Origin of the sequence: Corallococcus sp. Z5C101001 (assembly GCF_007352635.1) — a bacterium.
Classification (GTDB): Bacteria; Myxococcota; Myxococcia; order Myxococcales; family Myxococcaceae; genus Corallococcus; species Corallococcus silvisoli.
The window spans coordinates 74,668-87,183 of record NZ_VKLU01000008.1 but is presented as its reverse complement, the minus strand read 5'-3'; the positions used below and the strand labels follow the sequence as shown (position 1 = coordinate 87,183).

Genomic DNA, 12,516 nt, shown 5'->3' with positions numbered 1-12,516 from the left:
GGTGGGCCATATCTCCGAGCCCGCGGCTCCTTCCTGGCGCCCGGCCCGGATCGTTCTTCATGCCCCTGTCTCGCATCGTCGCCGCGCTGCTCGCCCTCGCCCTCGTCGCCTGTCCCAGCGCCTCTCCGCCAGTGCCGCCTCCAGTTGGCGGCCCGTCTGGCGATGGCGGCGTCACCGATGGTGGCCCGTCTGACGATGGCGGCGTCAGGGATGGCGGCCCGTCTGGCGATGGCGGCGTCACCGATGGCGGCATCACGGACGGCGGCCCGTCTGGCGACGGCGGCAGCAACATCACCGAGTTGGGAATCGCGCCCCAGGGCCTGACTCCGGCCGAGGTGGGCCTGCCCTACCGCGCCGTGCTGATGGCTTCCGGTGGAGAGGCGCCCTATACGTGGCGGGTGACGCTGGGCGCGCCCGTGGAAGGGCTCACGCTCACCTCCGATGGCGCGCTGAGCGGCACGCCCCGCTTCGCCGGCTCCGGCGGCTTCACCGTCGAGGTGCTGGACGCCCGGGGCGCCCGCGCCGAGGGAGCGGTGTCCCTCCAGGTGACAGGCACCGTGTTCGCCGCGCTGCCGGACGCCTACGTCTCCGAACCCTATGGCTGGACCTTCCGCATCCCGAACGGAACGCCCTCCCAACGCTGGAGCCTGGGCCCCCAGCCCGCGCCCTCGGGTCTGCGACTCGACGCCAGCGGGAGCCTGTCCGGGACGCCCACGTCGCCGGGGCTGTATGACTTCACGGTGGGCGTCCAGGACTCGGGCCGCACGGCCTCGTGGACGCATGGCCTGTCTGTCTTCACGCCGCCCGCCATCGCCCTGCTCTCCCTGCCGGAGGCCACCGAAGCCCGGCCCTACAGCGTCACGCTGTCCGCCACCGGGGGCCGGGCCCCGTTCGCGTGGTCCGTGACCTCGGGCTCGCTGCCCTCGGGCCTCAGCCTGTCGACTGCGGGCGTCCTGTCGGGCACTCCCAAGAGCGAGGGCGCGGCCTTCACCCTCACCGCCACCGACGTGAACGGCCGCACGGCCTCGCGCGAGCTCGTCCTGTCCGTCATCTCCAGCACCCTCGAGGTGAAGACCGTGGGGCTCGTGGACGGACGCGTGGGAGAGCCCTACGCCGCGACGCTCGCCGCGTCCGGGGCGCGCCCGCCGCTCACCTGGAGCTTCACCGGCACGCTGGCCGCGGGACTGACGCTCGCGGCGGATGGCGCCCTCTCCGGCACGCCCACCGCAGCGGGAAGCGTGAGCCTCACCGTCACCGTGCGCGACGCGGACGGCAGGACGGCGTCACGCCAGCTGCCCCTGACCGTGCTGCCACCCCCGAGCCTGTTCACCGTGGGCCACTGGAACCTGGAGTGGTTCGGAGCACCCAACCAGGGCCCGGCGCACTCCACCTCCGACGGCGGCGTGCCCGACGACCTCCAGGTCGCGGGGGCCCGGGACGTCATCGGCGCCGCGAGCGCCCAGGTGTGGGGCCTGGTGGAGATGGTGGACACCGTGGACTTCAACACGCTCAAGGCGGGGCTGCCCGGCTACAGCGGCTTCCTCGCCAACAACTCCACCTACGTCCTCAGCGGCACGTCGATGTACTCCGCCGGCGAGCAGAAGCCGGGCATCCTCTACGACAGCACGCTCACGTACCGGAGCGCGCAGATCATCCTCACCGCGCAGGCCGCGGACTTCGGAGGACGCCCGCCCCTGCGCGTGGACTTCACCACCCGCATCCACGGCGAGGACGCGCCGCTGGTGGTCATCGTCGTGCACATGAAGGCCTTCGAGGACCTGACGTCCTACGGGCAGCGCCAGCGGTCCGCGGTGGCGCTCAAGGGCTACCTGGACCAGTGGCTGCCCGAGGCACGCGTGCTCGTCATCGGCGACTGGAATGACGACCTGGACCACTCCATCTCCGTGCAGAACGGCGTCGCGCTGGCCACCCCGTACGCGAACTTCCTCGACGACCCCACGCACTACACGTTCCTCACCCGGGTGCTGACGGACGCCAACATCCGCACCACCACGGAGTACAACGACGTCATCGACCACACGCTCGTCACCGACGAGGTGGCCGTGGAGGCCGTGCCCGGCACCGTCCAGGTGCTCCGCCCCGACGCGACGATCCCCGACTACGCGCACACCGTCAGCGACCACTACCCCGTGCTCACCCGCTACGACTTCAGCGGCCCCCCGGGTCCGCGCGTGCGGCTCACCTCGCCCCTGAGCGGCACCTTCCTCGCGGGTGAGACGCTCACGTTCGCGTGGCACGCTATGGGCATGGACACCGTGCGCCTGGAGGCCTCGTATGACGGCGGTGAACAGTGGAGCGTCGTGGTCCCCTCGATGCGCGCGGACGCGGGCAGGTACGTGTGGACCGTGCCCGACAGGGAGAGCGCCACGGTGCGCGTGCGCGTGGTGGACACGGCGAGCGCGTCGCGCTTCGACATGAGCCCTGGCGCCATCTGGTTCACGCGCGCCCAGCCCCGGGTGATCATCAACGAGGTGCTGGCCAACGAGCCCGCGCTCCCGGGCGGCACCGCGCACGAGTTCGTGGAGGTCTACAACGCGGGCCCCGCGCCCGTGGACCTGTCTGGCTGGAGCCTCTGGGACGCCATGGCCTCCCGGCACGTCTTCGCCGCGGGCACCGTGGTTCCGCCAGGCCGGGCGATGGTGGTCTTCGGTGGGACCGCGGGCTTCACGCCCGGCACGCCCAACACCGTCGCGGCCTCCAGTGGCACGCTGAGCCTCAACAACACCTCGGACAGCGTGCAGCTCAAGCGCGTCGACGGCGGCATCGTGGACTTCCTCTCGTACTCCAGCACCGTGGACGCCGTGTCCATCAACCGCTCGCCGGACCTGACGCCGGACGCGGGCTTCGTGCTGCACACCACGTTGCCTCCGGGGCTCCCATCCTCGCCGGGCCGGCGCGCGGATGGCGGCGCCTTCTGAGTCGCGGCGCGGCAGGCCGGCTCAGCGCAGCGGCGGGGACTCGGGATTGGGGGGAGGAGGCCTGGGCACGGACACGACGTCCACGTCCCGGGCAATCCATCCCTCGCGGGTGTCATCGTACGTGACGCGGAGCTCATCGCCCTCCATCAGGTCGCGCAGCTGGGCGTTGTCGTCGTTCCTGCGCAGCCGGGTGTTTTGATCCACGCGGACCTCGCGCTCCTGCCCCTGGCCGTCCACGAAGAGCACCTCGTCGTCCCCCACCCAGGACACCTTGCCCGCGGCCCACTCCTGGGTCTCTGGCCGGCCGGAGCCGCCAGTTCCCGGGGGCTCCGGCTGCGTGGGGGCCCCAGCGTTCTTCGCCTGCGCGCCCGCCGCCTTCAGCGCGGCCGGGTCCACGTTCTGCTTCGAGGCCATCAGCCCGCGCAGCACCTCCGAGCGCCCCTCGCGGTGACTCGCGGAGGGCCCCTCCGGCTTCGAGTCTCCGCCGTGACACGCCGACAGGACTCCACCTCCCGCAAGGCCCATCAGCAGCAGGCCCGCCGCTCCGCGCAGTCTCCGCATCGGTCACGTCTCCCGCGTCGTGCAACGGGGCCCGCATCCACCGAGGCATCCCTTTTCCCCCGACAGCGCGAGCCCGGCATCCCCACCGGAAACATGCGAACGACGGGCGCCTCCGGGAACCTTGGACGCGGCGGCACGGGCCCGGCTCGCGGGGAATCCGTCCTTCCTGGCAGGGGGACAGGCAGGCGGGCGCTGCAAGCCTTTGGGTCAGTAGGTGCCCCAGCGCGAAGGCAGGGGACCACTCCACTGCTTCGCGGTTCCGGGGACCGCGAGCGGAGTGGCGCCGCCAATGCGCATGACGCTGAGGTCCGCGCCCAGACCGGACCAATCCGCCGCGATGTTGCGGCAGTAGAGGTCCTTGGCGAAGCCCGTCTGTGGATTGTGGACGCAGGGGGTTGGATCCCAGACCCGATCCGCTTGCAGCCGCTGGACCGCGGCGACCGTTTCATCGGGCATCGCGCCGGAGGCCTTGACGAAGGGAACACCGTCGACGGGCGAGCCATCCGCCGCCAGGAGTTCAAAGACCTTGCCCGAATAGCTCAGCGCGCCCGGCATGCTGAAGTCCCAGGCCTGGGCGCTGAACGGCGCGGTCTGGCCACAAGAGGCCGGAGCACCGGGCGCGTCGGTGCAGGAGCCTCCAAGGTGGAGCACCAGCACGGCCCCATCCGCCACCGAATAACCCTGGGGGAAGGTGAAGCTGAAGCCGGAGTTGGTCAGCTCCCGGAGGGAGATGTTGGTCAGCGCCCCGCCGGTGATGGCCACCAGTTCGATGAGGTCCTGCTGGCCGGAGGGGTTGATCTCCGTGATGCGCAGCGAAGCCTCCCGCGAGGGAGCCCCTCCATCCGTGCCCGCGTCGCTCACCCCTGCATCGTTGACGCCCGCGTCGCTCACCCCTGCGTCATCGACGCCCGCGTCACCGGTCCCCGCATCGTCCTCACCGGCGTCCCCCTGCTCCCCCGCATCGCGCACACCGCTGTCCGCGCGCCCCGCGTCCGGCATGGAGGACTGAACACAGAGCGAATCGACGCAGACGCTGTCCGGCCCACGGGATGCACAATCGCGATCCTCCGTGCACTCGGACTCCGAACATCCGGCGAAGAAGGAGAACAACACGAGGGTCGACAGCATCGGGACGCCAACAGGACGGAACATGCTGGGACCTTGGCATGGAGGACTGACATCTCCCAACCCAATCCCTCACACCCACCGGTCCCTCCGCCTCCACCGCGACGCGCCGTGTGCAGGCCCGCCGCGACTCCACGGGCCGAACGAAGTCTCCACCGGGATTCTTGCAATGACGGGTCTCGACGACGGTCGAAGCCGTGCGCCTTCATCCACGGGTTCAGCGGCCGGATGCCCTCCGAGCGCGGGGATGAGACGCATTGCTGTGACACGTCACTGGCTCTACAATGGCAGACATCCTCGATGGAGCGACCAACCGGCCGAGCATGACGACACCCCACGAGAACCTGCTTGGAATCTTCCTGAAGGATCGCCGCGCGAAGTTGGATCCGGTGGCCTTCGGCTTCGGCTCGACGCGAAGACGGACGCGAGGCCTGCGGCGGGAAGAAGTCGCCCAGCGCGCCAATGTGAGCGCCACCTGGTACACGTGGCTCGAACAGGGCCGGGGCGGAGCCCCCTCGGCGGACGTCCTCGAGCGGGTCGCCCGCGCGCTGATGCTGACCCCCGCCGAGCGCGAACACCTCTTCCTCCTGGCCCAGCGCCGTCAGCCGGAAGTGCGCTACCAGGAGCCCGGGAGCGTCACGCCGCGGCTCCAGCGGGTGCTGGACTCACTGGAGTTCAGCCCGGCCTACGTCAAGACCTCCGCATGGGACGTCGTCGCCTGGAACCGCGCCGCGGTGGCGGTGCTGACCGACTACGCGGCGCTCCCGCCCGGGCAGCGGAACATCCTGCGCCTGCTCTTCCGCGATCCTCACGTTCGGGCCAGACCCGTGCATTGGGAGAGTCACGCGCGCCTGGCGGTGGCGGCGTTCCGGCTGGAGACGGCCCGGGCTGGGGCCCATGAGAACGCTCGGGCGCTGGTGGACGAGCTGTGCCGTTCGAGCGCCGACTTCGCGGCGATGTGGTTCGACAATGACGTCAGCGCCCATGGCGAAGGGACGAAGTACGTCGAGCACCCGCGGGTCGGCACGCTCGCGCTCGACTATTCGTCCTTCGCGGTCGACAACCAGCCCGACCTTGGGCTGGTCATCTACACGCCCGTGACCCCTGACGACATGGAGCGGGTCCGGTCGCTCGTCCTGGGCTGAGGCCCATCCGCCGGGACCGCACGGGCGGCCCCGGGCGCATCCAGGTGGTCGGTATACCCGTATAAGCCCACGGCTTTTTCCGGCGCCGTTCCAAATGTACCCAGGGATCTCCAACGTCTGACTCAAGGAGGTCGTCATGCGGGTGTTCTTGACGGGAGCGACGGGCTTCATCGGCTCGGCGATCGTGCGCGAGCTGCTGGCGAACGGGCATCAGGTGCTCGGGCTGGCGCGCAGCGACGAGGCGGCCAGCAAGCTGGCGAAGGAGGGAGCCGAGCCGCTGCGCGGCGAGCTGTCGGATACCTCGGGGCTGGCCGCCGCGGCCCGGGCGTGTGATGGGGTGATTCACACGGCCTTCATCCACGACTTCTCCGCCTATGTGGCCGCCGCGGAGACGGACCGGCGGGCGGTCGAGGCCCTGGCCAGCGCGCTGGAGGGTTCGGGCAAGCCCTTTGTCTCCACGTCCGGCACCGCGCTGCTCGGGCCCGGCCAGCTCCGCACGGAGGCAGACGCGCCGCTGCCTGAGAGCCCTCGCGCCGCGGCGGAGAAGCTCGTCCTGGCGTCGGCCGGTCGCGGCGTGCGGGCCAGCGTCGTGCGGCTTCCGCCCTCCGTGCATGGCGCGGGCGACCACGGCTTCGTGCCCGCGCTGATCGCCACGGCCCGTCGCAAGGGCTTCGCCGCGTTCGTGGGTGAAGGCGCGAACCGCTGGCCATCGGTCCACCGGCTGGACGCGGCGAGGCTGTTCCGGCTGGCGCTCGAGAAGGCCGCTCCCGGCACGCCCCTGCACGCCACGGCGGAGGAGGGCATCCCGATGCGCGACATCGCCGGGACCCTCGGTGAGGGGCTGGGCATTCCTGTCCGTGGCATCACCGCGGACGAAGCGCCCGCGCACTTCGACTGGATGGCGGCCTTCGTCGCCATCGACAACCCCACCTCCAGCGCCCGCACCCGCGACGCCATGGGCTGGCAACCGAGGGAGTCGGGGCTCCTGAAAGACATGCGAGACAGCGGATACTTCACCCCGTGAGGCGAAGGGGCACCGGCGCCTCCCTGGGACGCGTCGGTGCCCACCTGTCGCCCTGGTTTCGCACGGGACGCCATCCCGTTCCGTTCCGTGGAGAGTCCTACGGTTGTGGCTTCGCCTTCGCTGCCTCGGCCAGTTGCCGCGACTTCGCGTACAGCTCGGCGGCGGTTGCCGCATCCCCCAGCGCGGCGTGGCACTCGGCCAGGCTGTCCCAGGCGTTGGCCGATTGCGGATGGAGCTGGGTGTTGAGGGTGAACACCTTCAACGCCGGGCGATTGCCGAGGTTCTCGCGGATGGCATAGCCGGCGCCGTTGAGCTCTCGCTCCAGGTCGTCTGCGGTGATGCCGCTGCCGTCACGCAGCCAGGTCTTCAGCGCCGCATCGTCGCTGCCATCGTCGGAGAGGGCGTGGGTGAACATGCGTTCGGACAGCGTCTCGCGCGGAAACAGTCGCGGCGCTACCTGCGCCATGGTGCTGTCCACCAGCGTGCGCGACCAGACATTGCGCGCGCTGCCGTTGGTGAAATAGACGAAGGTCCAGGTGTCCCCGGCCAACGTGTCCTTGAACAACAGGCGCGCGCGGACGCGGGTGCCGCCGTCGTGGCCCATCTGCCGGTAGGCGCCGCTTCTTCCCGTCTCCCAACCACTGACAAACCCACTGTCGCGGCCAGTGCTGAGCTGTTGCGGCTGCAGCAGTGTCTGCAGCGTCGCCCTGCGCACCAGCTTGCCGGCGGCCAGCGCTTGCAGGAAGCGATCGAGATCGCCGACGGTGGTGTGCAGTCCGGCGTGGCCCTGCGCATAGGTCGGCCAGGCGATATCGTCTTCCCGTTGCAGGGCGCCGTCCTTGCCGATGTAAGCGGTGGCCAGACGTGCGGCCGGCACACCGGATGGCCCCAGCCAGGTATTGCGCAGACGCAGTGGCTGCAGGATGCGCTGGCGCACGATGGCCGCGTAGGGCTGGCGGTAATGCGCTTGCAGCAGCGCGGTCAGAACCAGGAAGTTGGTCTGCGTGTAACGGTTGCCGCCGCCGGTGGCGAACTGCATCGGCGTGTCGGACAGGCTCGCGAACACGGCGTCCAGCGTGGGCGGGAAGCCGGCGTTGCCCTTCGACGCCACGATGCCGTCGTGAATCTCGAAGTACTCCGGAACGCCGGAGCTGTGGTTGAGGAAGTGGCGCACGTGGATCGTCTGCCACGCCACGGGCAGGTTCGGCAGGTACTGGCTGACCGGTGCATCCAGGTCCAGGTGCCCCTGCTCCACCAGCTGCATCACCAAGGTGCTGGTGAGCAGCTTGGCCAACGAATAGGCATCGAACACGGTATCGGCGGAGACAGGCGCGTGGCTCTGGATGTCCTTCTCGCCGCGGGCTGCCTGATAAACGAGTTCGCCGTTGTGGCGGATCAGCACGGCCTGTCCGGCGATACCGTAGCGAGCGCGGTTGCGCTCCAGTTGGGTGTCGAGCCGGCGGGTCTGCTCGGTGTTGGCGGCCGGTGCGGCGAACGGAGCGGTGAGGAGCGCGCAGAAGAGCGCGGCAACGAACGGGTGATGCATCCCGATGATCCTTCGAGGGGTGAGCCCGCACCTTAGGGAGGCATCTGTCGCAGGGTCAATCCGCGGTGTGGGCCTGCTCCGGTTCAGTGGACAGGTTGACGACGCTGCCAGCCTCTCTCTCGCCCACCACCCTGCGGCTGAAGAGGTTCAGCAGCACCGCCAGGTACAACCATCCCTCATCGGTCCAGACATAGGTGATGTCACCCACCCTCGCGCGGTGGTGCTGGCTGGGGTGGCAGTTCCTTTCCAGGGTGTTGGGTGCCACCGGGTGGCGATGGGTGGGGTCGGTGGTCAGCACGAAGCGACGCCATGCGCGTCCTCGCAGGCCCGTCTGGCGCGTCAGACGAGCCACTCGCTTCCGGGCCGCCCGCTGGCCCTCGCTTTGAGTTCCGCATGAACCCGAGGAGCGCCGTACGTGCCCCGACTCTGCTGGTGAATGGCTGCCACTTCGAGTTGGAGCGCCCGGTCGCACTTCTTCCTCTCGGACTCGGGTCGTTTCGCCCAGGCGTAGTAACCGCTCCGGAAGACGTTCAGGTGCCGGCAGGGGGCAGCTACAGGGAAGCGGGCCTTCTCCGCACTACTCCCACCATGACGCGCGGCCGGCCTAAAGCCGAGCTGAACGTCAGACGTGTGTCCTTTGCTCCCCTCGCTGGGGCATTGCTGGGAGGCGTGTATGCGAATGACGAGACGTTGGGCGGTATGGCTGTGGCTGCTGCTTCCGGTGGACACACGGGCAGAGGATGTCCCGGAAGTGAAGCCCACGGAGGAGGAGCGGCGCACGCGGGCCACTGCGTGGCGCTCCCTGCTGCGGCTGGACGCGACGACGTTGGCCCTGTTGCCGCGCGCGGGTATCGGCTCGAACGAGGGCTTCCTCCAGGTGGAGCCGACGCTCATTCTCGACGGAGGCGCGGAGTTCGGCCTCAACCTGGGCGCTCCGGTGCGGCTGCGGCTGTGGGGTGGAGGGGAAGACACGGGCCTCGTGCGGAGGGAGGACTGGGACAGCCTCTCGGACTTCGGGCAGGTGGTGCGCGGCCTCAAGCTGGGCTCGGACGACGCGCCCGTGGGCGTCTGGTTCGGCGAGCTGGAGTCCTACAGCCTGCTGTCGGGGCACCTCGTGCGGCGCTACTCCAATCGAAGCAATCCCGACTACCACCCAGCGGGAGGCTTTCTCACCGGGACGTTGGGCCCTCTCTACACGCAAGCCTTCGCCTCGGACGTGCTGGGCGCGCGCCTCGTGGGGGCGGAAGTCGCGCTGGATGTGCAGCACGTCCTCTTCGGCCAGCCCCGCGAGCCGGGCCGCTACACGCTGTCGCTCTCCGCCGTGCATGACTGGGGACGGGCCGGAGGACGCGCGCCCTCGGTGACACTGGCGCACCTGGACGGCACCGCCGTGGTGGTGGTGCGGCCGGGCTTCGAGGCCCACCTGATTGCCGGTTGGGGCGGACAGCCAGGTGAGGGCGGCGCATGGGGAGCCGTGGTGGGCGCGGGCGCGGATGCGTTGACGCCCACGCTCGACATGCGGCTGCGCTTGGAGGTGCGCCGGCAGCACGGCGGCTTCCGACAGGGATTCTTCGGCCCGGACTACGAACTGGCGCGCTTCCAGGCCGCAGGGCCGGAGAGAGTGCCGCTGGCGGAGGCGCCCTTCCCGGACGGGTACTCGGCTTATGGCGAGGCGGAGGTGGGCTGGGACGCGGTCCGCTACGGCGGTCTCTCCAAGCACCTGAAGCTGTCGCTGGGAGTGGAGGCCTTCTCGTGGGGCCGTTTCGACGTGGATGGGCGCGTGGCGGTGCAGCTCTTCGCGCGCAGCCTTGAAGTGGCGGTGAAGGGGCTCGGAGTGGGCATGGGACAGCCCGGCGCGCGCTACCTGGGGGCCGCCGAGGTCCGTTGGCGATTCCTCGGGGGGAAGCTCTACGCGCTGGGGACGGGCGGCACGCTGCTGTTCCCCACGCCGGACGGGACACTGCGGCCCGGGGCTTTCGCCTCGGCGGGCCTGGGGGTGGACAATGCGCGCTGACGCCCTGTTGCTGGCCGTGGCGCTGCTGGCCACGGGATGCGCCTCCGCGCCGCACGCTCCGAAGAGTGGCCGGAGCTTGGGCTACGCGCCTCGTGCGGCTCCTGCGCCCGCGTGGGTGGAGGCTCCGAGCGATGCGTCCCCACGCGCGTGGGGCTCTCCGCCGTCCTCCGTCTCGGGACCCGAGATGTTCCAACGGATGTTGCGTCGCCAGGGGCCACGGGACGAAGTGACCGCCGTGGGAGACAGCGCGGTCGGAGGTGGAGCCCTGAGCGCTGCATCGACGCGGCGGGCGATGCTCGATGCCACGGACGAGGTGAAGGGCTCCCTGCGCGGCGTCGAGGCCGCATTCACCCAACTGGCGGCCCGTCCTCCGGACCTTTGGGGCTTCAGCCTCACCGGCGTCTTCACGCGCTACCTCGACCAAGGCTCCAAGCAGGTGAGTTGGCTGCATGGTGCGCTCGGGAGTGCCACCGCGTTGACGGATGCGGCCTCGGAAGTCGGCGACACGGACATGGAGCTGGGCCTCCTTCGCATGGCGGGGCCCAGGCTCCAGGCGGCCCAGTTCGGGACCCTCCTCCTGGCCACCTGGGTGGACTTCCTCCACCTCGCTGACGCCATTCTCCGAAACTGCCCGATGTGTAGCGTCGAGAAGCTGTTCGCCGACCTTCATCGCGTGCAGGGAATGATGGAGCCCACGCTGGCGGACCTCGCTTCCCTGGACCCGGAGCGAGTCGAAGCGGCGACCCTCGCGATGCCCGAGTTGATGGGGAAGCTGACCCGTGAGTTCGGCACGCTCCAGCGAGAGACCCGCTCGACCATGAAACTCGGCGGGCAGGTCATCGCGGCGATGAAGGCGTTGGAAATGGTCGCCATGATCTCCACGCTGAAGATGTCGCTGCCACGGGTGCCGCCCTCGGCCCCAGCGACGCTCGGCGTGGGCCTCGTGACGAGTTCGGGTGGAGTCATGGTGGGCTCACGGATTGTCGTCTCCGCCGAGTGGGTCGAGATGATGCGAAGGCTCGTGCAGGCGGGCGTCATCTCCGCGCCCGCCGTCGGCGCGGCCGTCCTCATTCAGGGCGGACAGGCCCTGATGGCCCAGGCGCATCAGGACCTACCCAAGGGTGTGCGCGACGCGCTGGGAGACAGCCCCGAAGTGCGCGGCATGCACGAGACCGGCAGAGCGGGGGCGGGCATGTCCGACGCACCCAAGCACCACGTGTTGCCGCAAGAGCACCGCGAGTGGTTCGAGCAGCGCGGCTTCAAGGGCGACATGGACATCGACCAGTTCTGCGTCCGGTTGGAGCAGGCTCACCACGAGGCGATCCACGGCGGGGGGAACTGGCGACTGGGGCGCACATGGCCCGGCGAGTGGAATCGGCGGATCATGGAGGCTCTGCACGAAGCTGAGATCACGGCGGGCCGGAGGTTGACGCGGAATCAGGTCCTGGACATCGTCGTCGAGCGCATGAAGGTCTACAGAATCCCAATCTCGTTCACGACAGGGAGGAGCCGATGACCGACGAACGTTCATGGCGGGGGAACTGGAAGGCCCGCTTGTATGAGCGCGTCCGTGAGCTTGGCTACGACTCACTCACGGCGTTTGCCGAGGCCCGACCCACCGCATCGTTGGTGGCGCTGGCCGATGAGCTGGGTCCGGACGACGTTGCCGGAATTCAGGTGTACGATGGATTGGTGGCTGAAGCAGTGCGAAGTAAGCAAGTGACCCGCTTGGTGCGTGGACAACTTGTGCGCGAGCTGTGGGGGAACATCCCTGATGGTTGGCCGGCCGTGTTGGACGACGACAACCGCTTCAAGGTTGCTAAGGCGGTTGGCCCCTGGATTGCGCATACCCCGGACACGCATAAGGAGCGGGCACGCCAATGCAGGACGTCGCTCCTCACCAATCCGCCCCCTGCTGGCTGGCGTCCGCTCGGGCCTGACGACGAGTTGCTCCGCACGCTCTTGCCGGACGAAGAAGCCTGACCGGAAGCGGCGACCCTGCCAGCCGGTGCGGGAGCCGCCATGTGCCCCCAGTGTGCCCCTCCAGCATGGAATGAGGGTGCACACCAGGGGACGGCGTGGGACGGGACGGGATAGCGAGCCCGAGTGAAATCAGGGCGATAGGGGATAACGGCGCGTCCTGCCTGGGGGTTCCTATCGTC

At 69.7% G+C, this 12,516-nt stretch carries 11 protein-coding genes; 6 read left to right on the top strand and 5 right to left on the bottom strand.

Going from position 1 to position 12,516, the window contains the following annotated elements; translation table 11 throughout:
- The first annotated feature begins 59 nt into the window (after positions 1 to 59).
- Positions 60 to 2,939 (top strand): putative Ig domain-containing protein, encoded by a 2,880-nt coding sequence (locus FOF48_RS18250; RefSeq protein WP_143903393.1) that lies wholly within the window; start codon positions 60 to 62, stop codon positions 2,937 to 2,939.
- Positions 2,940 to 2,960: 21 nt separating this feature from the next.
- Here the strand turns inward: FOF48_RS18250 and FOF48_RS18245 are convergent, their stop codons facing one another.
- Together FOF48_RS18245 and FOF48_RS18240 are read right to left on the bottom strand one after the other, a co-directional pair.
- Positions 2,961 to 3,500, bottom strand: a complete 540-nt coding sequence (locus FOF48_RS18245) for a hypothetical protein (RefSeq protein ID WP_143903392.1) — start codon at positions 3,498 to 3,500, stop codon at positions 2,961 to 2,963.
- A 207-nt stretch (positions 3,501 to 3,707) separates the two neighbouring features.
- A complete protein-coding gene (locus tag FOF48_RS18240; protein WP_255442336.1) occupies positions 3,708 to 4,628 on the bottom strand; it encodes a hypothetical protein in 921 nt (306 codons plus the stop codon).
- Positions 4,629 to 4,948: 320 nt separating this feature from the next.
- Here FOF48_RS18240 and FOF48_RS18235 point away from each other — a divergent pair, with 320 nt between their 5' ends.
- Both FOF48_RS18235 and FOF48_RS18230 read left to right on the top strand, forming a co-directional pair.
- Positions 4,949 to 5,770, top strand: coding sequence for a helix-turn-helix transcriptional regulator (locus FOF48_RS18235; RefSeq protein WP_143903390.1), 822 nt, complete (start codon positions 4,949 to 4,951; stop codon positions 5,768 to 5,770).
- 136 nt (positions 5,771 to 5,906) lie between these two features.
- On the top strand, positions 5,907 to 6,794 hold the full coding sequence (locus tag FOF48_RS18230) for an SDR family oxidoreductase (RefSeq protein WP_143903389.1): 888 nt from the start codon (positions 5,907 to 5,909) through the stop codon (positions 6,792 to 6,794).
- 97 nt (positions 6,795 to 6,891) lie between these two features.
- On the opposite strand, the gene FOF48_RS18225 is transcribed toward FOF48_RS18230, so the two are convergent.
- Genes FOF48_RS18225 through FOF48_RS37745 form a run of 3 tightly spaced genes read right to left on the bottom strand, consistent with a single transcriptional unit; the run spans position 6,892 to position 9,069 of the window.
- On the bottom strand, positions 6,892 to 8,340 hold the full coding sequence (locus tag FOF48_RS18225; protein ID WP_143903388.1) for a serine hydrolase: 1,449 nt from the start codon (positions 8,338 to 8,340) through the stop codon (positions 6,892 to 6,894).
- 55 nt (positions 8,341 to 8,395) lie between these two features.
- On the bottom strand, positions 8,396 to 8,692 hold the full coding sequence (locus FOF48_RS18220; protein ID WP_143903387.1) for a hypothetical protein: 297 nt from the start codon (positions 8,690 to 8,692) through the stop codon (positions 8,396 to 8,398).
- A complete protein-coding gene (locus FOF48_RS37745; RefSeq protein WP_370456596.1) occupies positions 8,680 to 9,069 on the bottom strand; it encodes an IS3 family transposase in 390 nt (129 codons plus the stop codon). The genes FOF48_RS18220 and FOF48_RS37745 overlap by 13 nt, the downstream gene beginning before the upstream one ends.
- On the opposite strand from FOF48_RS37745, the gene FOF48_RS18215 reads away from it, so the two are divergent.
- The 3 genes from FOF48_RS18215 to FOF48_RS18205 all read left to right on the top strand — a co-directional run bounded on the left by FOF48_RS18215 (position 9,020) and on the right by FOF48_RS18205 (position 12,337).
- On the top strand, positions 9,020 to 10,354 hold the full coding sequence (locus FOF48_RS18215; RefSeq protein ID WP_370456595.1) for a hypothetical protein: 1,335 nt from the start codon (positions 9,020 to 9,022) through the stop codon (positions 10,352 to 10,354). The genes FOF48_RS37745 and FOF48_RS18215 overlap by 50 nt on opposite strands.
- Positions 10,355 to 10,646: 292 nt before the next feature.
- Positions 10,647 to 11,870 carry a DUF2380 domain-containing protein gene (locus FOF48_RS18210; RefSeq protein ID WP_370456594.1) on the top strand — a complete coding sequence of 408 codons (1,224 nt, stop codon included), beginning with the start codon at positions 10,647 to 10,649 and terminating at the stop codon, positions 11,868 to 11,870.
- Positions 11,867 to 12,337 carry an NUDIX hydrolase gene (locus tag FOF48_RS18205; protein ID WP_143903384.1) on the top strand — a complete coding sequence of 157 codons (471 nt, stop codon included), beginning with the start codon at positions 11,867 to 11,869 and terminating at the stop codon, positions 12,335 to 12,337. The genes FOF48_RS18210 and FOF48_RS18205 overlap by 4 nt, the downstream gene beginning before the upstream one ends.
- The last annotated feature ends 179 nt before the right edge of the window (positions 12,338 to 12,516 follow it).